The following is a 24,334-nucleotide window of genomic DNA, read 5'->3' as shown; positions in this document are numbered from 1 at the left end:
TTTTCAACTTATTTTGTTTTGAACTCTTCGTAACATTAATCTCTTTTTTCTATAATATCTGTATGATTACTACATTTTATTTTAAATGTAGTAATCATGCATAAAATGCTTCTTCAATTTCTTATAAACATGTAATTACAATTAAGAAATCTTTTTAATAGAACGATTGTAAAGATAAGTTTCAATTTCTTCTAATGATTTTCCCTTTGTTTCATAAAGAACATATTTTGCAAATAGGAATCCTATAACACAAATTGCAGCAAAACCAAAGAATATTACAGATAAACCTACTGTTTGAAGTAATATTGGGAAGAATAAAGCAACTAAAATATTACCAAACCAGTTTACTGTTGATGCAATACCAGTAGCAATTCCTCTAACATTGCTTGGGAACAATTCACCAACTACAATCCATGTAACAGCAGCCCAAGAGTATGCATAGAAAACAACATACAAGCAGATAAAGAAGAATACAGTCCACATTGCCCATGCATGATTAGCTTGAGCAGAAGGATAAATTAATCCTACCAATAATAGACATGCTCCCATTCCAATAGATCCTGACATAAATAGGCTACGACGTTTAAATTTATCTACAATCATTAATGTTATAACAGTTGCTAATACAAAAACCACACCAATACCAACTGTACTAATAACTCCACCAATAGCTGAACCAAAAACCTTTTCTAGAATCTGTGATGAGTAATAAAAGATTGTATTTGCACCTTGAATTTGCTGTAATAGTGTTAACCCACAGCCTGCAACTACAGCAGGTAAAGCTGTTTTACCAAATAAATCTTTAAATGAACCTGAATCATTATGTTTTGAATTAATGATCTCCTGATATTCAGTTTTAGCTTCTTCAGGAGAACGTAATGTTTGTAACACCTCTAGTGCCAATTCCTTTTTTCCAATTCGGGCTAAGAATCTTGGTGATTCTGGTAACACGAATGTTCCAAATAGAAGGACCATAGCTGGTACCATAGCACCACCAAGCATCCATCTCCATCCTTCAAATACATTTGCGAATCCGTAATTTACACCATATGCAATAAGCATTCCTACTGTTATCATTAACTGATTTAGTCCTGATATTTTTCCACGTGTTTCAGCAGGACTAATTTCTCCCATGTACATTGGAACCAATGCTGAAGCACCACCTACAGCTGCCCCTAAAATAATACGAGCAAAAATTAAAAAGCTTGTACTCTTAGAAATAGCAGATCCTATAGCACCAATTGCAAATACAATAGCACTCCACATAATCATCTTACGACGACCAAAGCGATCTGCTAATGAAGCCATTAATGAAGCACCAATCATAGCTCCTACAAATAGTCCAGAAGTAATTGCTCCTTCTAGCCATGGATTAATTTGCCACGTTGTCTTAATTCCAGGTAAAGCACCGTTAATTATTCCGATATCATACCCAAACATAAATCCTCCAAAGGCTCCAAAGAAGTAAATTAATGCTGGCGATACTTTTTTCTTCATTGTAATCTTCCCCCTTACTAATTAATTAAACACTATTTATTATTTTTTCCTACTTTACAAGTTCAATCCGTATTTATTTATCATTGATTTAAATTAAATGTTCCACTGCTGCCTTTTCAATAGCAATTCCCTTTTTATAGCGATCCATAAATTGTTCAAATCCATCAACTTCTTTTTGTTCAGGCTTTACTTCTTCAGCTACATAACCTGCAAAAACTTTTTTTGATAAAAATTCTGGCAAAGTAGAACCATCTTCTCTGTTTTTCAAATAACTAGCTAATAATGCAATTCCCCATGCACCGCCTTCACCTGCAGTTTTCATAACTGATACTGGTGTATTTACTGCAGCAGCAACTATTTCTTGTCCTACTATAGGTGTCTTAAACAATCCACCATGACCAAGTAATTTATCAAGCTTCACACCCTCATCCTTTAAAAGAATGTCCATTCCAATTTTAAGTGCTCCTAAGGAAGTAAAGAGATGCGCTTTCATAAAGTTTGGTAAATTAAATTTACTTTTTGGTTTTCTTACAACCATAGGTCTACCTTCTGAAACACCTGTGATATTTTCACCTGCAAAATAATTGTATGCAAGAATTCCTCCACAATCAGGATCAGCTAAAAACACTTGACTATAAAGTCCCATATAAAGAAGATCTTTTGGAATCTTCACATTTATAGCTTCAGCAAATTCGTGAAAGATATTTACCCATGAATCTATATCAGAATAACCATTATTTGCATGAGCCATTCCCACTAAGTCTCCTGTAGGTGTGGTTACCATATCAATTTCTGTATGAACTTTCTCAAGTGGCTTTTCAAGAACAACCATAGCAAAAATTGATGTACCTGCAGAGATATTTCCTGTACGTGGTGCAACTGAATTTGTAGCAACCATTCCTGTACCTGCATCCCCTTCAGGTGGACATATTGGAATACCACTTTGAAGATTTCCGCTGACATCAAGCTTTTTTGCGCCTTCTGCAGTTAACACACCGGCATTTTCTCCTGCTAATAAGACTTTTGGTAGAAGACTTTCTACATTTAATGAGTATTTTTCAACTTCTGGTAAGTGATTAAAGGCTTTTAACATATGTTCATCATAATTATGAGTGTTCATATCAATTGGAAACATTCCTGATGCATCACAAATTCCCAAAACCTTTTCACCTGTTAATTGCCAATGAATATAACCAGCTAAGGTAGTTAAAAAATCAAGTTTTTCAATATGAGGTTCTTTATGTAAAATAGCCTGATATAAATGAGCTATGCTCCATCTCTCAGGAATATTGAATTGGAATAATTCCGTTAACTTTTTCGCTGCTTCTTCTGTCATGGTATTACGCCAAGTTCTAAAAGGAACAAGTAGTTCTCCTTGTTTATCGAATGCCATATATCCATGCATCATTGCTGAAAATCCAATTGAACCAACTTTTGAAAGTGTGACTCCATATTTTTCTTTTACCTCAGCAAAAAGTTTTTGATAACTATATTGTAATCCCTTCCAAATTTCTTCTAGCGAATAGGTCCAAATTTCATTTTCTAAGCTTGTCTCCCATTCAAAGCTGCCACTAGCAAGCGGAGAAAAATCGTTTCCAATAAGGACAGCTTTAATACGAGTAGAACCAAACTCTATTCCTAGTGATGTCTTACCATTTTCAATTTCTTCTACTCTTTTATCTTTTATAGTCACTAGAATGACCTCCTCTTAAAATATTAGTAAACGGTTTCTTTATAATAAATATATCATGCATGTACGTACATGTCAATAATAAAAATTAAAAAGATACGTACCTATTTCCCTAATTATATTTTAAATTAATTTAATTGCCTCAAATTTCGACTTAAATATAGTTACAAATTATTTGATAGCTCAACTTTTTTTGCAAAAACAATTGATATAAGACAGCTGATAGTGAATGTTGATTTGGGGCTAATACAAATGAATCTCTAGATCCATATAATCCTGCAGTACTTGGTTTTGTGGAACAATTCATTAAAAATTTAATTAAAGATTCTTTATAGTATAGTAAAAAAAATTGTCCTTCCCTGTTCTCTATAAATTGTCCTCTATAAAATACCTTTTATATTTATACGTACCAATTTTGATACTATTGTTTATAAACACGCATATTTGTGGTATAATACTTATACTATAATATTTACAAAAACATTTATTTTTTGCAGGAGAATAACTAATGAAATACAAATATGAAGAAGTAGAACAAAGCATTATTGACTGGATCAATACAGATAAATATAAAACTCATGAAAAAATACCAACTGAATCAGAGCTTATGGAAATGTTTAATGTCAGTAGACACACCATAAGAAAAGCTATAGGTGATCTTGTATCTAAGCAATATTTATATAAAAAGCAAGGAAGTGGCATATATATTTCTGATTGGACAGAAAATAGAGAAAATCTTAAAAATTATAAAAATGTGGCTGTGTTAACAACTCATATATCTAACTACATTTTCCCTAATATAATTAAAGGTATGGAAGATACTCTTTATTCTGAATCTTATTCTCTTTTGTTATCTTCCACTAATAACAATGTTATGTTTGAAAACATTAACCTAAAAAACTTGCTGGCATATGAAATAGATGGTCTTATTTTAGAACCAACTAAAAGTGCGTATCAAAGCCCTAATATTGGATACTTGAATAACATAATATCTAAAAATGTCCCTGTTGTAACAATAAACGCTTCTTATCCTGAAATTAATGTTCCTAGTCTTCGCACAGATGATTTTAAAGGTGGAAAACTGGCAACAAATCACCTTATATCATTAGGTCACAAAAAACTAATGGGCATTTTTAAAGTTGATGATTTACAGGGTATAAATAGAATGAATGGATTCATTGCAGAATGTCAGGAAAATAATATTTCCCCATCCTCCGGACAAATTTTAACTTATCTGTCTGAGGAAATATCTTCATCACTGCCTTCTAATATTGAACATGCACTAAAATCCGAAAAAAAACCTACAGGAATCTTTTGTTACAATGATGAAGTAGCTTATATAGTATTAACCATTGCTAACAAACTAAATATAAAAATTCCTGAAGAACTATCAATAGTAGGCTTTGACGACTCACAGCTTGCAGTAATTATGCGGCCAACTTTAACTTCCATTACTCATCCTAAAGAACAAATGGGTAAAGATGCTGCTAATTTGATTATTAAATTAATTAATAACAATAATCATTTTGAAGCTAGTGATTCAATCCTTTATGATCCTCAGCTTATTGTAAGAAACTCAACTTCGCAAGTAGAATAATTTTCTATAATAATCTGTGGCATTAAGAAATTTGTATAGAATATATTGCTTTGCAAATCAATGAAAAACACAATATATTGCAATGTTTATTTTTAATACATACGCCCCAATCTATGATTTTACTTTCATTAGGTCCAAAAGCAAAATCATAGATTGGGGCTCTCTTTTTACACTCTACTTTATATTACATAACACTTGAATCATAAAGTAAAACTTTGACAAATACACTTACTTTATTAAAGAAAGTAGAGATGAGTTTTTAAATGATTGGATGCTATATTGTAGTCAGCAGCTTTCTAATAAAAGGATTTATATCAGATTTGAAAAGGATGTTCTTTGAACTTCAAAATTAATTTTCTTTCCTCCATTATTTCAAATACGATTAACAAATGAAGCTTGACTTTAGGATCGTCTAAATCCAATTCCGATATTTGAAGAATACGCTTCAATTGATATAAAAATGTTGCCCTCTGCACATAAAGATGTCGTATAGTTTTTGCAACACTCAGATTATTCTGCAAGTATATTTTCAGAGTTTTCGTATATTGTCGCTTGTGCTTTTTATCATAGTCCATTAACCTATTCAATCCCTGTGGACAGAGAGCTTCTATGTTTGATTCAGCGGCCGCCCGCAGAATTAATCGCTTTAGAGCGTATTGCTCATAACGATAGCACCAAATTGTTTCATCATAAATACTTCCAATACGAATTGCATCACATGCTTGAAGATAGTATTCATTGAGATTTTTAAAATTGTGGAATTCTTCACTTATACCAGCTTTCAAAAGTCCCTCTCTTAAAATATAAACTAATACGGATAGCAGCTCATCTCTTGTCTTAAATTCTGCATTTAAATTCACAATCGCCAAAATATAGTCTTTCTGCTCTAAGGCTATGCTTCCTGGAATATTTGCCTCAAGTATGGAGCCAATAGTTGAAACTGTATGAATCACCTGGTCATATGTACTGACTTCGATTGCAATGCAAAAATAGCAATCCGTTATATTCCAGTTCTTATACTGTAAAATTCTCTGCAGTTTTAATTCATCCACATTTTGTTTATCCAAAAGCTGATTGATCATTGTTTCAAAATCCTTAGGATGATCGTTCATCGGGAAATCTTGCTTGACCATGGAAACTTCTAATATGCTGCTTAAAAATTTCAGTAATGGTGAGTCACTCACCCTAAATGGCCGCTCTGTTTCACTGATTACGACACGTGCTACGTAAATGTCGCAAATACGAATATTGTAAAACAGAATTCGAAATCCCCACATTTCTGCAGAAAACAATGTCGGTTCCACAGCATCTATTGTACTGATAAATTCCGAATTAAACTTTAGTTCATCAATTTCTTCAGGACTTAAATATTTATTGATGTCTTCCTCTGAATACAGCATCAAATTTCTTGCTTTTTTTCTTTCACAGAAAAAAACATTTCGAAGTCCCGATGTATATATTCCAATCGGGTTGTTTATGAACGGAAGTGCAGCTTCACCAATCTCTTTCAGTGGAGCATTATTGGCTAACAACTCTAGCAGATTTTTCTCCCAATTTGAAAACAGGTTGAACGTATCCTGCAACTTTTCCATTATTTCCAACGGATTAAATTCTGGGGTTACAAAAATAATATCCATGTTCTTGTAAAGTTCTATACTTTTATCATATCCAAGACAAATATATGCCCCATCCTGCTCAGAATTTGAAAGTGCGATTAACTCATCTAATTTAATCAAAACCAAATCGGAAGATTGCAGCGTTTTATCCTGATGGTAAACCGTCACACGTTCCAGATTGCAATCAAGAGGACTGGAATTCAAAAAACTTTTGATAATAGGGAATGATACGTAATCTTTGATAATATATGCATTTAATTTCATGAGCACCTCTAATTTATACATTTTGTATAAATTATTCTTAAAAAAATGTACATTCTGCAAATAGACTTAAAAATTTCCATTTGTTATAATATAATTATATCAAATGGTTGATAAATTACAACGCTTTCTGCTGGTTCTTCTATTACTTATACAATAATAAAAAATGTATAAATTCAGTCACAAAAATTAGAGATTATGTTATATCCTTTCAATTGATGCAGCAGATACACATCATAATTAAGGCCAATTAAATGTTGTGAGCATCTAAGGGGTTGCACTTTCCTAATGTAAATGTTTAACAGGACTTTTTTCGGTATAGTATGATGAACATATCATATGCAAAAATATTGTAAAAGCGCCTAATCTGATTTTTCTGAATATTGCCGCGTTATTTTTATCAGCTTTGTCTTGTTTACGTTTACTGTATGTTGGCATGCAGTTTGATTGCTACAGGCGTTCGTTGAGATTATAAGTAGTGCTGGAAAATATGCAGAGTACAGCAATTGGTATATTAGATTTATCAAAAGTGGAAAAAGTTTGGATGAAAAGCATAAGGTACAAATCAAAGAAATTAAAGTGTTGTAGTACTAATTGATATTATTGTAACTTAAAGTAAATATTTAAAGAAGGGGTGTATATTATGATAGTAATTGGTGAAAAAATTAACGGAGCGATTCCTTCCACAGCTAAAGCCATTGCAGAAAAGGATGCAGAATTCATAAGAAACCTTGCAATAAAACAAGCAGAAGCAGGTGCAGATTTTATTGATGTTTGTGCTTCAGTGGATGATGAGATCGAACTGGAAACAATGAAATGGCTTATAGACATAGTACAGGATGCAACCGATGTTCCGATCGCAGTGGACAGCCCTAACGTTCACACATGCGTAGAAGCCATGAAATACTGTAATAAACCGGGCCTTTTCAATTCTGTATCAATGGAAGGTGACAAGATTGATGTGGCATTTCCTGCAATCGCCGAAACAAAATGGGAGTGTATTGCTCTTTTGAACAGCGACAAAGGAATCCCTAAAACTGCTAAAGACCGTTTGGATGTATTTGCAGATTTAATGACAAAGGCAAAAGAATACAACATTGATCCATCTAGAATGCATATTGATCCATTGATTGAAATGCTATGTACATCAGAAGATGGGATCACCATGGTAACTGAAGTTATGAAAAAAATCAAAGAATTATATCCTACAATTCATGTCGTTGGAGCTGTTAGTAATATCTCCTTTAATATTCCAGCTAGGAAAATTGTCAATCAGGCATTTGCAGTATTGGCTATGAATGCAGGAATGGATAGCTTTATTCTTGATCCATTAAATCAGGATTTAATAGGAATGTTATTTGCAACAGAAGCACTATTAGGTGAAGACGAGTACTGCATGGAATATATTAGAGCATATAGAAAAGGAATATTTGGTAAAAAGAAATAATTATATAAAATAATAAGGAGGAAAAGATAATGTCTAAAATTGAAGAAGTAAAAGCTAATGTAGAAGCAGGTAAAACTAAACTTATTAAAGGATTGGTGCAGGAAGCACTAGATGAGGGAAACAAAGCAGAAGATATACTTCAAGCTATGATTGACTCAATGGGTGTTGTAGGTGATAAGTTCTCCACAGGAGAAATATTCGTACCTGAAATGTTAATAGCAGCAAAAGCAATGTCAAGAGGTGTAGAAGTGCTTAAACCTCATCTTGCAGGTGATTCTTCATCTTCTTTAGGAACATGTATTATTGGAACAGTCGCAGGCGATTTACATGATATTGGAAAAAATTTAGTTTCAATGATGATTGAAAGTACTGGATTTAAAATAGTAGACCTTGGCGTAGATGTACCTGATGCTAAATTTGTTGAAGCAGTTAAGTCAAATGAAAATGTAAAAATAGTAGTATGTTCAGCACTTCTTACTACAACAATGCCAGCTTTGAAGAAAACAGTTAAGACTTTAAGAGAAAGTGGATTAAAAGGATTCAATATAATGGTTGGTGGTGCTCCAGTAACAGCTGAATTTGCGGATTCAATAGGGGCAGATGCATATACGCCTGATGCAGGTAGTGCTGCCATTAAGGCTAAGGAATTGGCAACAGCATAGATATATCATAAATAATATAAGGGGAGGTATTGATATATGTTAACTAAAAGACAGAATTTACTTGAAACTATTAAAGGTGGAAATCCAGATCGTTTTGTTAAACAATATGAATTTGTGAACATAATCCTGGGAATGCCTTTGGGAAGTGGATCTAACTACGGTTGTACCTGGAAAGACGGTTGGGGAATAACATGGCAATGGCCAGAAGGTCAACTTGGTGCGTTCCCTGTGCATGATAACGAACATAGAGTTTTAAAAGATGTTACTGAATGGAGGAAATACGTTAAAATTCCTGAAATTGACACTTCCGATGAAGCTTGGGCTGCAGCTGTTGCTCATGCTAATTCTGTTGACCGTAACGAGCAATTTGTCGCACCTTTCTACGCTCCAGGTGTCTTTGAAATGACACATCATCTTATGGGTATGGAAGATGCATTAATGGGTTTATATGAAGAGCCTGAAGCTATGCATGAGTTAATTGATGCCATTACGCAGTATGAGTTAGATACTGCAAAAGTGATAATTGAAAAACTTCATCCAGATTGTATTTTCCATCATGATGACTGGGGTAGCCAAAAAAACTCTTTTGTGGCTCCTAAAATGTTTGAAGAGTTCTTTCTTCCAGCTTATAAAAAAATCTACGGTTTCTATAAAGCCAATGGTGTTGAATTGATTATTCACCACAGCGATTCTTATGCAGCTAATCTAGTTCCATATATGATCGAAATGGGCATTGATATCTGGCAAGGCGTTATGAACACTAATAACATTCCTGAAATGATCAAACAATATGGTGGAAAAATATCCTTTATGGGAGGACTCCACAGCGGTTTGATTGATTTTCCGGATTGGACACCTGAAAATTGTACCAAATATGTAGAAGAAGCTTGCAAAGCTAATGGAAAGAAATACTTTATTCCATGCCTCACTGCGGGTTTACCTAAGGGATATTTTCCAAATGTATATGAGACAGTAAGTAATGCAATAGATGAAATGAGTAAAAAAATGTTTTAAGCTAGATAACTGGGTCAAAACATTTTTGTTATAAATAAAAAACATTTTGGATCAATGTTAAAAATAAATTAATCCAAAATGTTTTTTGTGTTTTTCCTACTGAGAGTTCTTCGCTTCTTACAATGTCAAGCACGAGTCTCACTTTATTGTCTAATATATAGTGAACTCCTATATTCCAAAACCTAAATTATGTATATTCAAGTAGAATATAATTATACTTAAAGAAAAATACTTCATAGGGGGAATTATATGAATATTTTAAATAAAAAATTTCAAATTATTATTAATTCACAAAAGGGTAAAGAAGTCATAAAGGTTAAACCAGGTGAAAATTTATTTAATGTATTAATGGATAACAGAATATTTATAGATAGTCCCTGCAATGGAAAAGGAATTTGTGGAAAATGTAAAGTTAAAGTAGTAAAAGGATTAAAGGAACCTACTCCACTTGATATAAAACATTTAACTAAAGAAGAGTTAGAAAGTGGATTTAGGTTATCCTGTAATTTGACTATAAATGAGGATTCAGAAATAGTACTTTTAGAAAAGAATAAAGATATGGAAGTATTAATAAATGGGACAGAACAGCAATATACTTTAGATACTGTAGTAAAGAAAAAATATTTAGCAATTGAGAAACCCTCCATTAATGATCAACGAGATGATTATAGAAGGTTAAGTGATGCTTGTGAAAGTGATGATTTACTCATTGGATTACAATATTTACCTCAAATAAGTGATTTGTTAAGAGAAGCTGATTTTAATGTTACCGCATCACTTTATAAGAATCGTCTTTTACATTTAGAAAATGGTAACTGTTTACAGCAAAACTATGGACTGGCTGTAGATATAGGTACAACTACTATAGTAATCTATTTATTAAATCTAAATGATGGGAAAGTAATAGATATAGATTCAAGAGTTAATAACCAAAGAAGTTATGGGGCTGATGTGGTTTCAAGAATAAATTTTACTATTGAGAATCCAAAGGGATTAGGTATATTGAAGGATAATATTGTAACTCAGCTTAATGATATGATAGAACTGTTATGTAAAAAAAATAACATAAGTGAAGATAACATATATGATATAGCTATTGTTGGAAACACCATTATGATTCACCTACTACTTGGACTCCCATGTAAAAATATAACTATGTCACCATACATTCCAGTGGTTACAAAGGCACTGGAGCTTGAAGCTAAGGAGATTGGAATTAAGGCTAAAGGCATGGTAAGCTTACTTCCTGGTATATCAGCTTTTGTAGGAAGTGATATAACTGCTGGTATATTATCCTGTGGTATGTTAAATTCAGAAAAATATTCATTATTATTAGACCTTGGAACTAATGGAGAAATTGCGCTAGGTAATAAAAACGAAGTAGTAACTTGCTCTACAGCTGCTGGACCAGCTTTTGAAGGCACAAATATTAAGCATGGAATTGGTGCCATAAAAGGAGCTATAAGCAAGGTTGATTTATCAAAGGATAAAATATATGAAACAATAGGCAATGAAAAACCTTGCGGAATATGCGGTTCAGGAGTGTTGGATGCTGTGGCACAATTTGTGAAGTTTGGAATATTAGATGAATCAGGTAGAATGGCAGGAGCGGACGAAGTTGAAAACAAGGATTATCAGAATAGGATTGTTGAGATAGATAATATGAGACAGTTTATTCTAGCACAAAATAGTATACATGAGGAAAGTATTACCTTTACACAAAAGGATGTACGAGAAGTTCAATTAGCAAAGGCTGCTGTATGTGCTGGTATCAAAATACTTTTAAAAGAAAAGAACATAAACTTTAATGAAATAGAAAAAGTGTACATTGGCGGTGGATTTGGTAATTATATGGATATAGAAAGTTCTGCTACCATAGGCATGATACCCAAAGAGCTCAAGGGTAAGATTGAATCTGTTGGCAACTGTGCAGGGGGTGGAGCTAAAATATATTTGCTATCAAAACGAATAAGAGAGAATGCAGTAGATATTATTAATAAAACAACATATATAGAGTTATCAAAAAGAGAAGATTTTCAGGAATATTTTATAGATTCTATGATACTGGATTAATATCTTCAGTGATAGATGCAGAAAATCTCAAACAGAGAAAATGTCTACTAGACATACATTTGGAACAATAAAAAGATACAAGTATAGAGGGGGGCGACAAACTACTTTATGGATAAATATTGTCATTATAGCAAACGTGAAAGAGTACTAAGGACAATCAGGCATGAGAAAACAGACAGGATTCCTAAAGGAGAGCTTTGTATTACTGATTCTATTATTTCTCGTGAATTAAATTGCAGTAAAATTGGATTTGAAGAAAAACTTGCATTTATCAATAGGCTTGATCTTGACATTTTTACTGTTTCACCGATTTTTCCACATGACAAGAATAGATTACCAGAACCGGATGAATATGAATGGCCCGATATTAAAAAATGGGCTAGTCAGACCTCGGTTTTTACCTTTGCACTAATTGATGGCGCATTTGAGACAGGCCTAAGGACATATGGCCTCTTGGATTTTCTAACACTACCGAAAGAATCTCCTGATGACCTGAAAAACTTTATTAGACAGGTTGAAAAACTGAATATTGCCACAATGAAACAATCAGCCGACCAGGGTATAGATGGAATAATACTGGCAGATGATATCGCTTATGCAAATGGACTATTGACAAATCCAAATATTTTGAGAGAATATTTTTTGCCTTCTTTGGCAAAACAAGTTGAAGAAATTACACATCTTGGACTTCCAGTCTTTTACCACTCGGATGGCAATTACCGTGAAATTATCCCTGATTTGATGGATATGGGTATACAGGGGCTTCAATGCATTGAACAACGATGCGGTATGGACATTGTTGCTTTACAGGAGGAATATGGGGATAGGCTGTGCCTGTGGGGACATATTGATACTGAAAACACACACAGTGCACATGATGTAGATTTTCTGAAAAACTTCTCAGCTTCTATACAAGGCCTCTCCACTAGAAACGGAATCATACTGGGAACAAATTGCGGGCTCTATGAAGGTATTGATATAGAAGGATTGATAGCAATATACCGGACTTTGAAATGAATTGTTAAAGTAAAATTTTAGCAAACACACTTGCTTTATTGAAATTTCAATGATATAATTTAAGTAGTTATAATTACTACTTAAGGAGATAAAAATAATGAGATCAAGTGTTTTTAACTTAGTGCAGATTGTATTTTTATTTATTTGTATTTCAAGTATGTTTTCATATATAGTATACTCTTATAAAAAATACACAAAGCATGTTTATATAGATATTTGCACAGCTATTAATACAAAAGCTGTTAAATATATTGAAAAACTACATATAGAAGATTATATATCCTTTGAAAAGTATGATATTTGGAGATTTTGTGTCCATTTTTAAAAATAATGTTTTATTAAATTAATTCTTAATTATAAAACAAAGGAGAGTTTTTAATGAACATTATTTTTAATTTTTTTAATAATATATTAGGTAGTATTTTTAACTTAACTGGAGATTGGGGTATTGCCATAATCCTTTTAACTATATTGGTAAGGATAATACTTTTCCCATTTTCTATAAAGCAAAAATCTGAAATGTATAATCAACAAAGAATTTCCCAAAAAATTCAGGATATAAAGACTAAATATAAAAATAATGAAAAAAAAGTTAAAGAAGAAACTGTTAAATATGAACAAGAGCTTGCTAAAAGTACTTTGGGGTGTTTAGTGACCTTTATACAACTGCCAGTGCTTTTCACTTTATATAATGTAGTGATGAAAATGCCAGTTCAAGTTGGTACAATTATTCTACCTTGGGTTTCAAGTATTAAAATGCATGATAGTTACTATATTATTCCCATTATATACGGTTTAGTTTCCATATGTCCTCAGCTCATTACAAACTTAGATTACTTTAAAGTGTTAAAAGAAGTTAAACTTTCTAAAACAAATTTAATTATAACTAGTATATTCAGTATACTAATAACTATAAAAGCTCCAATAGCACTTGGGCTATACTTCATAACTACAAGTTTATTTACCTTATTTGAAGAAATAGGATATAGATTTTATATAAAAAAGTTTAATGTACTTTCAAGTAATTCTTAGATCTATGCAATAAGCAAATAATAAAAATAGTACGAAGCAAAGTGCAGTGAAAGTTTTGAGTTTAACTTTTACTACGAGATATAGGATAAGCGTTTACTCACTGCTAAATGTTTTCAATTAGTCTAAAGCTCAAAGTTAATGAAAACCTAAGAACTTTGCCAAACTCGGTTCCCTCAAACAAGGCTAAAGTTCTAAGGCTTTCATTAACTCCTCGCTAAGACTAATAAGAAAACAATTTAGCTAATGTGAGTAAACGCTTATCCTATATCCCTACGTAGAAGTTAAACTCAAAACTAGTAACTTCAGTTGTACATATTAATATTTATAATTTTATAATTTAGCTCTTAAAAATTCATGTGTAAACCTTCAGAATAGACACATAAAGCAAGAATATTCATTTCTGTATAATAAGATTACGAGGATTGAAAACAAGAAATGAACCTACTACTTATAGGTTGCACTTTAAGTTGTGATTAAAATAAATAACTTAAAATATATATATGAAAAATAATTATTATGAAAGCTACACTTTTAAGATAATAGTATTTATGTAAACTAAAGTAAGAAGAAACGTTAAGCTGTATGAAGACTGATATATGTTATGCAGGAACATTCGAACAAGTTTTAGAAGTTCTTTGCTTGAGATATTGAAAAATACCGTAATTTTTGCCAGGACGGCAAAAGCTCTGAAAGCGACAGGACGTCGCATTTGAAGAGGTAGGTATTTTTCAATATCTCAAGCAATTAGAACTTCTTAATGGAGTGAGTGTTCCTGAATAACATATATCAGCCGTAATACAGCTTAACGTTTCTTCGGTTACTTGAGTCACATTTTGCTTAAATTACAAAGTAAAATTTTATCATATTATTATATCATCATTAATAGTATGATAGATTGTTAATCTTAGCTAAAGCTGTAACTATTGAAAATATTATAACTGCTGCTAAATTTGCAGTATTATTATCCTGATCAAATCTTGGTGATACTTCAGCTATATCAAAACTTATTACTTTATTAGATCTTAAAATATGTTTAATGAACTTTAATACTATTTCAGGATCTAACCCTAAAGACTGTGATGCACTTACACCTGGTGCAAAAGCAGAAGAAAATACGTCCGAACATACAGTTATATAAATATGTTCCTGATCTTTAATAAAATTATCTAACTCATCTAATTGATCAAAAATATTGTTTTGTGAAATATGTTTTGCTAAAATATACTTTACATTAAGTTTATCCGCAGTTTTAAATAATTCAACAGTATTGCTGTGTTTCTGAATCCCCATACAAAAATAATCATATTTAAGATCTTTTTCTTTACAAATATCTGATATTTGTCTGAACATAGTTCCTGATGTTCCACCATTTTCGTAAGGTCTAATATCAAAGTGAGCGTCAAAATTTATTATTCCTATGTTAGGTTTGCTTTCACTTTTTAATAGGTTGCTTAATATTCCCTTATAATGTCCAAAAGCAACTTCGTGTCCTCCCCCTAAAACTATTGGGAAAAGATTTAAGGATAATATTTTGTCCACTGCTTCTGAAAGTAAACTTTGACTTTCTTCCAAACTTATATTTTCGCAAAATACATTTCCTGCATCAAAAAGCTCAAGATCTTTTTTAAAGGCACAAGGTAAACCACTTAATTCTTTTCTAATACTCTTAGGACCATTGACAGCTCCAGCCCTACCTTTATTACGTCTAATGCCCTCATCACAACAAAAACCAATAAAAGCAATGCCTAACTTTCCTGTATAAGGAGTTAATTTTTCGTCTCTTAAATCAATACTTTTAATCCATTGATGCCATCTAAAAGCATCAAAATTAGTTTCACTATCAATTCTTCCTTCCCACTCTATTTCATCTACAGTTCTATAGTTCTCATTAAACATTTTTTTACCCCCTAGTTCTTTTTCATTAAACTTTTAGTTTCATCTCCAATTATTTTAAAGCCTCTTTCTATTTCTTCTTTAGTTACTCTGGAAAATCCCAGCCTTAATGTATCAAAGCCTTTGTCATCTGTATAAAAAATATCTCCTGGTGTAAATATTACACCTTTATCATAACACTTTTTCAGTAATTTTCTAGCATCTATTCCATTAAGTTTTACAAATATGTGAAGTCCTCCTTCACCTATAACCTGCCCATTTGAAATATACTTCTTTGCACATTCGACTGCAAATTCATATTTTTCTCTATAAACTTTTCTAGCTTTTTTTATATACTTTTCAAAATTTCCACACTGCAAATAATCATAAAACACAGCTTGATCTAAAAATGAAGTATGAATATTTCTGCTTCTTTTCACACTTTCTAAATATCCTATAATATTTTTATCTCCTAAAATCCATCCGATTCTTATACCAGGAAAAAGTATTTTTGAAAAACTTCCTATATATATTAAACCATTTCCTTCACCACACAATGCTGCTATTGGTGCAACATGAGCTCCTGTATATCTTAACTCTTCATTAAATCCATCTTCAATTATAGGAACATTATACTTTCTAAGCAATTTATAAAGCTGAACTCTTTTTTCTGGAGACATTACAATTCCTGTAGGATTGTGATAGGACGGAATAAAATATGAAAGAGCAAATTTATCTTTTTGAAGTTTTTCCTCTAACTTTTTTATATTTATACCATCAATATCCATATCCACTCCTTCAATACACAATCCATGAAGCTTCATTATTTTTATTGCTGTATTATGAGTAGGATTTTCACAAAGGATTTTGTCCTTAGCTTTTGTAAGAGATGATAGTATTATATCAAAACCTTCAGTAAAGCCATTAGTTATAAGTATATCCTTCCCCTCTGTGTTGACTCCCTTGTTTTTCATATATTTAAGAAGATACTCAATTAAAGGTTTATACCCTTGAGCATATCCATAATTTAATATTTTTTTACCCTCTATAGACATACGATTTAAAAAAGCTTTTTTAAATTCTTCAACATCAAAAAGATTTTCATCTGGTGCTATACTTTTAAAGGATATCATACCCTTTTCCCACTTATCCTCATGCTTTACAATATCAAGTCTTTCTGAATCCTTTGCATAATCATTGACTAAAGTACTCCAATTTACATTCCATTTTTCCTGCATTTCTACATGAATTTGAGATACAAAAGCTCCTTTTCCTTTTTTTATTAATATAAATCCCTCATCCTGCAAAAATTCATAAGCATATATAATAGTATTTCTACTTACTTTCATAATGGACGACATTTCTCTTGTGGAAGGCAGCTTCTCTCCACTTTGAAGCATTCCTCCAAGTATCATTTCCTTAATATAATCTTTAATCTGTATATATACAGGTACTTCTTTATTGAATTTTATATCTGAAAACATAGTTTCACCTCTAACATATATTTTTACATAAATTGAGGGATAAATAAAGGGGCTTATACACTAATTAATGTATCAACCCCTAAACTCAAATATTAAAATGATGCAATTATGCTTCCTTTATATTTCTCTTCTATAAACTTTTTAATTTCTGGTGAATTAAGTGCCTTAGATAAAGCCTTTATGGAATCTTTGTCTTTATCCTTAGTTCTTACTGCAAGTATATTAGCATATGGTGAATCCTTTGGCTCTATAGCAATGGCATCTTTTGTAGGATTTAAATTTGCTTGAAGAGCGTAATTTGAATTTATAACAGCTGCATCTACATCTCCTAAAACTCTTGGAAGTTGAGGAGCCTCTAACTCTTTTATTTTAATATTTTTCTTATTTTCAGTTATATCTGCTTTTGAGATAAGTTCACCATCTTTTACTTTAATAAGTCCTGCATTTTGAAGAACTTTTAAAGCTCTAGCTCCATTTGTTGGATCACTAGGTATAGCAATTTCTGCACCATCTTTTATATCAGATATTTTTTTAGCCTTATTTGAATATACTCCCATTGGTTCAAGATGAACTTTTACAGTATAAGATAATTCAGTATGTTTTTCTTTATTAAACTGTTCTAAATAAGGTATATGTTGATAAAAGTTTGCATCTAATTGTCCTTCATTTAAAGCAGTGTTTGGTGTTACATAATCTGTAAATTCAACAATTTGAAGATCATATCCCTCTTTCTGTAATATTGGTTTAACTTGCTTTAATATTTCTGCATGTGGTACTGGTGTAGCACCTACTTTTATTACCTTTGAATCTTTGCCTGTGCTGCTTGAACTTGAAGCATCTCCACCTTTACTTCCACATCCTGCTAATGATAAAACAACAAGTGATGATAGTATTAAAGATATTATTTTTCTCTTTTTCATTTTTATTACCCCTCTTAATTATATTTTTATTTTGTTATTTAAAATAATATTATTTACTTAACTTTCTATAAATAAATGTACCTAAACTTTGAAAAACTTGAACAAGAACTATTAAGATCACAACAGTGTAGATCATTATATCTGTTTTAAATCTATAGTATCCATAGTTGATGGCTACATTTCCGAGGCCGCCTCCACCAATAGCTCCTGCCATAGCAGAGTAACCAACTACACTAATAACTGTTAAAGTTATTCCTAATATTATAGAAGGAAATGCTTCCTTTAATATTACTTTATATATTATTTGCCAGTTGCTTGATCCAAAGGACTTCGCAGCTTCTATTACACCCTTGTCTACTTCTTTCATAGAAGATTCTATTACCCTAGCTGCAAATGGTGCTGCTGCTAGTGTTAAAGGTACTATAGCTGCATTTGTTCCTATACTTGTTCCAACAATCAATTTTGTAAGTGGGAATATAGAAATCATTAATATCAAGAATGGGAAGGAACGCAATGTATTTATTATAAAATCTAATATTTTATATATAAATTTATTAGGTCTCAAGCCATCTTCATCTGTTAACACAAGTATAATTGCTGGTATAAATCCTATAACTACTGCTAAAAAAGTAGATATTAAAACCATTTGTATTGTTTCCCCTAATGCTGGAAGTAATATTTCATTAAACATCACTTTCAATCACCTCCCAAATTATAGATTTTGAATCTAGAAATTTACATATGCTCTCTTTATGCTTTTCATTTGTATTTATAACAAGAGATCCTAAAACATTATCTCTAAACTTTTCAAGCTTTCCCCACACTATAGAGAAATCTATATCAAGTTCTCTAGCTATTGAAGTTATAATACACTGCTGACTATATTCTTTAGGAAAAAATATCTTTATATTTACTCCAGTTTCAGGAATTATTTCATTTTCTCCTAATAACTTTTGCAGCGACTTATCTGGCTTTAAGAATAATTCTTCTACAGTACCCTGACCTTTTATTTCTCCTTTTTCCATAAGTGCAACCCTATTGCATATTTCCTTAACCACTTCCATTTGATGTGTAACTAAAACTACTGTTATGTTTAATTCCTCATTTATTTTCTTTATAAGTTCTAATATAGATTTTGTAGTATTAGGGTCTAGTGCCGATGTAGCTTCATCACACAATAATATTTCTGGATCTAAAGCTAAAGCCCTTGCTATTCCAACCCTCTGTTTTTGTCCACCACTTAAATCTTTAGGCATACTGTGAATTTTATCTTCAAGTCCCACTAACTTAACTAGATTAGTTACCTTCTTCTCTACGTAAGCTTTATCAAAATTCCATACCTGTAAAGGAAGCGCTATATTATCAAATACATCTTTTCTATTTAAAAGATTGAAATTCTGAAATATCATACCTAACTTTTTTCTTATAGTTTTTATTTCTTTTTCTTTTAATCCTTTTAATTCCTTTCCCATAATAGTTACATTTCCACTATCATAAGTTTCCAAAGCATTCAAGCATCTTAAAAGTGTAGATTTTCCTGCTCCACTGTGTCCTACTATACCTATAATGTCACCTTTTTCTACACGTAAATTTATATTTTTAAGTACTTGATTATGAGAAAAACTCTTATTTACATTTTCTAATTTAATCATTTTACATTTCCTTTCTATTTATACTTGCCACTTTAATTCGTCACAACTGCAATTCGCTAAATCGCAATAGTTATAAAACTTGTATATTTCACCTTATTTTCATGAAATCAAGTAAATCTTCATTCAGGTGAAGTATCACATCAGGTATTCCTCGGAAAAATAATTAAAGCCCGAGGAAAAACCTCGAGCTACAACTCTTAATTTAACCTCTCATCTCTCAGCTTGCGCCGCAGGAGTTAGCACCAATATATCATATAAATATGATACTGGTTGCTGGGTTTCATCGGGCCAGTCCCTCCACCACTCTTGATAAGTGCGAAATATTTATTTAATTTATGTTTTAAATTATAGCAACACAAATATAAATTGTCAACTTATATTTTTATTATTTTTTGTTTTTTTATTAAATTTTAAAATTAATTAGAGTTTTCTAAATTTAGATTTATGCCATCACGAGCATTGTCAACACCCTCATCTCCAGCTATATTAAAATATAAGATTAAAAAGACGTATCATCACCTATATAACAGGCTATATTGTTATTTAAATATAACTGTTGAAGATGTTTCATTTTTTCATTTGTCATATTTCCACACTTGCTATATTCGTACTCTTTTCCTAGTTGATTCCACTTTGTCTCTCCTAATCTGTGGAATTTCAAAAGATTGATCTCATATAGAGAATTTTTATTCATAAATTCAATTAGCTTGTATGCATTTTCATCACTGTCATTATATCCTGCTATAGTAGGTTGTCTTAAAACAAGCCTACCATTCCAACCAGATTTTTTAAGTGCTTCAATATTTGAAAGTATCAAATCATTATAAACTGCCGTTCCTTGTTTATGTTTTTCTCTATCCATATTTTTTACATCAATAAATGCAAAATCAATGTACTTTAATACTTCTAAAAATACTTCCTGTTTTGCATATCCACTAGTTTCAATTGCTTTATGAATCTGGTGTTCATAACACTTTTTCAATACTTCTACCAAAAATTCATGGTGCATTAAAGGCTCTCCACCTGTGAAGGTTACTCCCCCATCAGAACCCCAATTATTAAAGTCACGTTTCAAAATTGTCATAAGTTCATCTACTGTATATTCCTTAACACACTGCTTCAAAGTATTATTAGGACAGATATTAACACAATCAAAAGTCTCGCATTTTTCACAAGTATCCCTCAGTATTCCTAACTTACCATCCTCATTAAACTTAATTGAGTCATGTGGACATACGTTTATACATGCTCGACAGCCATTTTTCCATTTGCATACATTTTCTGCAACCATAATATGCTTTTTCTTAATCCAACTTTCAGGATTAGCACACCATTTACACTGAAGGGGACATCCTGTAAAAAATATGCTTGTTCTACAGCCTGGTCCATCATGTACAGAAAAGCTTTGTATATCAAATATTAAACCTTTTTCTTTCATAACATTACCTATTCTGCTTTATATCCGGGACATGTGGAAGCACCACAAGTAGCATATGCCCAGTTTTCTTTTTCCAAACCTTTACATGTTCCTAATCCATACTTATCTGGATTACAAAAGCTTTTGCAGTTTCCACATTTTTCAGCTGCCTTAAAATTAGGGCAAGCCTCACTTCCTTCGCCATCAATAGGAACCATTCCCTTTGTTAATGCACAAAGACCTTTTTCACAATCTAAATTTATATAATTTTTACAATCATAGTGGCGCATTGCTATTACCTCCATTCATTTTTTAGTATACTATTATTTATCATATTCAGTTCTGTAAATAACTTCATCTTGAATAGGCTTACCGATTTCACACCAGTATTGCGTAAATCCAGCTACACGAACCATAAGTTCTCTATACTTCTCTGGTGTAAGCTGGGCATCCCTCAATGTTTTAGAATCAACAACATTAAACTGAACATGAAATCCACCTTTTCTCATATAAGCACGTACAAGATCAAGAAGTTTTCTTGTTCCGCTGATACCTTTAACTGCTGTTGGATGTAATTTTAAATTCATCTGTGCATTTTGATGCATTGAGTGGTCATAAACTGTTGCAGATTCAAATATAGCATAAATACCATTTTTATCTGTTCCTGCTGCTGCAGATACAGAACCATCTGAATAAGTTGTGCCTGCAAGTCTTCCATCAGCTGTAGCCAAGGTTACAAATCCTTGAGGACCATGTGTTGATACTGAAATCTGGCATAAATATAAAGGCTTGCCATAGTATGAACGGAATTTATGTGTCATATCATAAATATAATAATGATATGCTTTAAAAATTTCATCTGCATACTTGTCAGCATTACCGTATTTTGGTGCATTTACACATGCTGCAAAGATTTTCTCATATTTAGGACTGTTTTCTGTACTCTCTCTAAAGTCAGGTGAGAACACCCCTGTTTCATATGCAGTCTTAAATCCAAAGTTATTAAGCATTGCATCTGTCATTTCTTCAATTGTAAACTTCTTATCATCAAATACATTCTTCTTTATTGAAGTCAATGTATTAACGAAAGTAATAGTTCCACAGGATTCAAAGTTAATACATGAGTTATATCTTGCTCCCATAGTGCCAATGTGTTTTCCCTTTGTAAAGCAGTCAGGTTTTAATAAGGAATTAACAGCTGGCATATTATATTTTCTCCAAATATCCATTTGAATATTATTGCATCTATTTACAACATCTGTAGTAAGTTCCATATACTCTTTCCATTGATCTACCATTGTTTCATAAGAATCTAGCTTCTTATTATGAGGTGGATATACTTGCTTTCCTGTTCTTTTATCTAAACCGTTTGTTAGAACAAGCTCAAGTACTTTAGGCATACCAATAAAGTGAACACCTGTACCACATGTAGGTGAAGCACCACCAGGAATCATTGTTACCTTTCCATTATATTCAAGTGGCAAGAAGCATCCAGGTGCAGATTCTAGGCATCCTCCAAGGCACCATGCTCTTGCATCATGAAGATCCATTCCTTCTGGTCCATAGTTTCTCATCATAAAGTTCATTCCTGTCTGGTTGTTCATCCATGCAGGATATCCAAGACCAAGTTTTGTACAAGAAGCAGCCTTCATAAGGAAGTCTTCTGGTGTCTTTTCATCATATAATACACTTAATGTAGGCTGAGGAGTTTGATTTCTCATACCTGCTTCAACAATTAAATATTCTAGTGGAGTAACTGCTGAAAGTCCATCGTAATTTTGTCCACCTAATGAAAGGTTGTTAAATGTATTACCAGAAAGAACGCCACCAGATACACCTGCTGATGCAAAACATTCAATACAAGTAATTTTAATTCTGTATAATTCAAGAAGTTCAATTACTTCTTCATCTGTCATAACACCATCTTCTACATCTTTTTCATAGAATGGCTGCAATACTTGTCCGAGTCTGCCAATTGAAAGACCAGATTGAGGGTCTTCATTAACAACACCTAAATGACAACAAAGGGTCATCTGAATTGCTTCCCAGAAGTTTGCAGGTTTCTTATGAGCAATATTACCCATAACCTCTTCAATTTTTTCATAGTTAGCTTTAATTTGTGGATCTGTTTCAATGGTAGCTAAATACTTCGCTCTCTTTGAATAGTTTTCACACCACGCACTTAAACCCTTTGTAATTTCCTTCATTGCTGCATAGTAATAACCTCTGCTCATACCGAAATCGCCATCTTCACCTGCTTGACCCATGACTTCAGCAATTTTTTCATCACATAATTCAATTATTCTATCAAAACCGTACTGCAAAGGCATATAATAGTTAATTACTTCACGTCCCTGTGGAATTGCGAAGGAATCAAACATACAGATAACGCCTTCCATTATATTTTTAAACTGGTCATATCCTGGTGTCATCTTTGAGTACTTATCGCTTAATTCTTCTACTGAAATTCCTTCCCAAGGCTTTGATGTTTTAACTAGAACAGGAATTTCTTCCTTTCTCATACCAAACTTTTTAGCAATAGAGATAACATTTCCATAACTTTCAGTAACGTTACCTCCACCAGCACCAACAACACTTACTGAGTCAGCTTCATTTTCTGCTGGAGCATCCACTTCATTCATTAAAGCTTCTGCTTGAGCATTAAAAAAGCTTGCACAAACCCAAGGGAATGGGAATGCTCCCCTAACATTTTTTGTCTTGTTCATAACAAGTTTCTCATAAGGTAAAATTGTAGGTGTCATGTGTGATAAAGAAGCAGCCACAGCTTTAGCTCTTCTTACCTCAATTATTTCGCCATCATTTTCCCACCAGGTTCTGTTATACCAATATGCAGCTTCCATATCTGCAGTAACTTTTAAAGTATAATAAATATCCATAAGCTTTTGAGTACTTTCCTTTGCTTCTGGAATATCTGCTTCTGAAGTATTATCAATATTTTTCATGTCAATTCCACGGCTTTTTAAAACATCTTCTAGCTTACTTTCTTTAATATTCATTTTTAAATGCCTCCTTTTTCATCACTTATTTCAATACAACATTTATTATTCTTATAAATAGTATTA

General features: G+C 32.1%; 19 protein-coding genes and 1 riboswitch. Of the genes, 8 read left to right on the top strand and 11 right to left on the bottom strand.

The window, feature by feature from the left end; translation table 11 throughout:
- Positions 1-141 precede the first annotated feature (141 nt).
- Together HBE96_RS18640 and HBE96_RS18635 are read right to left on the bottom strand one after the other, a co-directional pair.
- The gene (locus tag HBE96_RS18640; RefSeq protein ID WP_169299219.1) at positions 142-1,497 is read right to left on the bottom strand and encodes a sugar porter family MFS transporter; all 1,356 of its coding nucleotides are present in this window, start codon (positions 1,495-1,497) and stop codon (positions 142-144) included.
- Between the two features lie 88 nt (positions 1,498-1,585).
- Positions 1,586-3,190, bottom strand: coding sequence for an FGGY-family carbohydrate kinase (locus tag HBE96_RS18635; protein ID WP_169299218.1), 1,605 nt, complete (start codon positions 3,188-3,190; stop codon positions 1,586-1,588).
- Positions 3,191-3,695: 505 nt separating this feature from the next.
- Between HBE96_RS18635 and HBE96_RS18630 the strand changes: the two genes are divergently transcribed.
- On the top strand, positions 3,696-4,784 hold the full coding sequence (locus HBE96_RS18630; protein WP_169299217.1) for a GntR family transcriptional regulator: 1,089 nt from the start codon (positions 3,696-3,698) through the stop codon (positions 4,782-4,784).
- 314 nt (positions 4,785-5,098) lie between these two features.
- Here the strand turns inward: HBE96_RS18630 and HBE96_RS18625 are convergent, their stop codons facing one another.
- The gene (locus HBE96_RS18625; RefSeq protein WP_169299216.1) at positions 5,099-6,664 is read right to left on the bottom strand and encodes a PucR family transcriptional regulator; all 1,566 of its coding nucleotides are present in this window, start codon (positions 6,662-6,664) and stop codon (positions 5,099-5,101) included.
- Between the two features lie 640 nt (positions 6,665-7,304).
- Between HBE96_RS18625 and HBE96_RS18620 the strand changes: the two genes are divergently transcribed.
- From HBE96_RS18620 to HBE96_RS18590, 7 genes are all read left to right on the top strand, one after another.
- Positions 7,305-8,108, top strand: coding sequence for a methyltetrahydrofolate cobalamin methyltransferase (locus HBE96_RS18620; RefSeq protein WP_169299215.1), 804 nt, complete (start codon positions 7,305-7,307; stop codon positions 8,106-8,108).
- A gap of 29 nt (positions 8,109-8,137) precedes the next feature.
- Complete coding sequence (locus tag HBE96_RS18615; RefSeq protein WP_169299214.1) at positions 8,138-8,770, top strand: corrinoid protein; 633 nt, start codon at positions 8,138-8,140, stop codon at positions 8,768-8,770.
- Between the two features lie 36 nt (positions 8,771-8,806).
- A complete protein-coding gene (locus HBE96_RS18610; protein WP_169299213.1) occupies positions 8,807-9,784 on the top strand; it encodes a uroporphyrinogen decarboxylase family protein in 978 nt (325 codons plus the stop codon).
- 249 nt (positions 9,785-10,033) lie between these two features.
- Positions 10,034-11,857, top strand: a complete 1,824-nt coding sequence (locus HBE96_RS18605) for an ASKHA domain-containing protein (protein WP_169299212.1) — start codon at positions 10,034-10,036, stop codon at positions 11,855-11,857.
- A gap of 108 nt (positions 11,858-11,965) precedes the next feature.
- On the top strand, positions 11,966-12,874 hold the full coding sequence (locus HBE96_RS18600; RefSeq protein ID WP_169299211.1) for a uroporphyrinogen decarboxylase family protein: 909 nt from the start codon (positions 11,966-11,968) through the stop codon (positions 12,872-12,874).
- A gap of 97 nt (positions 12,875-12,971) precedes the next feature.
- Positions 12,972-13,199: a hypothetical protein gene (locus tag HBE96_RS18595; RefSeq protein WP_169299210.1), complete on the top strand. Its 228-nt coding sequence runs from the start codon at positions 12,972-12,974 to the stop codon at positions 13,197-13,199.
- Positions 13,200-13,252: 53 nt separating this feature from the next.
- Positions 13,253-13,906, top strand: coding sequence for a YidC/Oxa1 family membrane protein insertase (locus HBE96_RS18590; protein WP_169299209.1), 654 nt, complete (start codon positions 13,253-13,255; stop codon positions 13,904-13,906).
- 879 nt (positions 13,907-14,785) lie between these two features.
- Here the strand turns inward: HBE96_RS18590 and hutG are convergent.
- The 8 genes from hutG to hpdB form a co-directional block, all read right to left on the bottom strand.
- Complete coding sequence (hutG, locus tag HBE96_RS18585; protein ID WP_169299208.1) at positions 14,786-15,802, bottom strand: formimidoylglutamase; 1,017 nt, start codon at positions 15,800-15,802, stop codon at positions 14,786-14,788.
- An 11-nt stretch (positions 15,803-15,813) separates the two neighbouring features.
- Positions 15,814-17,262: a MocR-like pyridoxine biosynthesis transcription factor PdxR gene (gene pdxR / locus HBE96_RS18580; RefSeq protein ID WP_169299207.1), complete on the bottom strand. Its 1,449-nt coding sequence runs from the start codon at positions 17,260-17,262 to the stop codon at positions 15,814-15,816.
- Between the two features lie 92 nt (positions 17,263-17,354).
- A complete protein-coding gene (locus HBE96_RS18575; RefSeq protein WP_169299206.1) occupies positions 17,355-18,182 on the bottom strand; it encodes a MetQ/NlpA family ABC transporter substrate-binding protein in 828 nt (275 codons plus the stop codon).
- 49 nt (positions 18,183-18,231) lie between these two features.
- Entirely contained in the window at positions 18,232-18,873 is a 642-nt protein-coding gene (locus HBE96_RS18570) for a methionine ABC transporter permease (RefSeq protein WP_169299372.1), read from the bottom strand.
- A complete protein-coding gene (locus tag HBE96_RS18565) occupies positions 18,866-19,834 on the bottom strand; it encodes a methionine ABC transporter ATP-binding protein (RefSeq protein ID WP_169299205.1) in 969 nt (322 codons plus the stop codon). Before HBE96_RS18565 ends, HBE96_RS18570 begins: the two co-directional genes overlap by 8 nt.
- A gap of 207 nt (positions 19,835-20,041) precedes the next feature.
- A riboswitch (SAM riboswitch) is annotated at positions 20,042-20,150 on the bottom strand.
- A 183-nt stretch (positions 20,151-20,333) separates the two neighbouring features.
- Complete coding sequence (gene hpdA, locus HBE96_RS18560) at positions 20,334-21,272, bottom strand: 4-hydroxyphenylacetate decarboxylase activase (protein WP_169299204.1); 939 nt, start codon at positions 21,270-21,272, stop codon at positions 20,334-20,336.
- An 8-nt stretch (positions 21,273-21,280) separates the two neighbouring features.
- On the bottom strand, positions 21,281-21,541 hold the full coding sequence (gene hpdC, locus HBE96_RS18555; protein WP_169299203.1) for a 4-hydroxyphenylacetate decarboxylase small subunit: 261 nt from the start codon (positions 21,539-21,541) through the stop codon (positions 21,281-21,283).
- A gap of 33 nt (positions 21,542-21,574) precedes the next feature.
- On the bottom strand, positions 21,575-24,268 hold the full coding sequence (hpdB, locus tag HBE96_RS18550; protein ID WP_169299202.1) for a 4-hydroxyphenylacetate decarboxylase large subunit: 2,694 nt from the start codon (positions 24,266-24,268) through the stop codon (positions 21,575-21,577).
- Between the last annotated feature and the right edge of the window lie 66 nt (positions 24,269-24,334).

Origin of the sequence: Clostridium muellerianum (assembly GCF_012926525.1) — a bacterium.
Classification (GTDB): Bacteria; Bacillota; Clostridia; order Clostridiales; family Clostridiaceae; genus Clostridium_AM; species Clostridium_AM muellerianum.
This window is presented reverse-complemented; position numbering and strand designations above follow the sequence as displayed.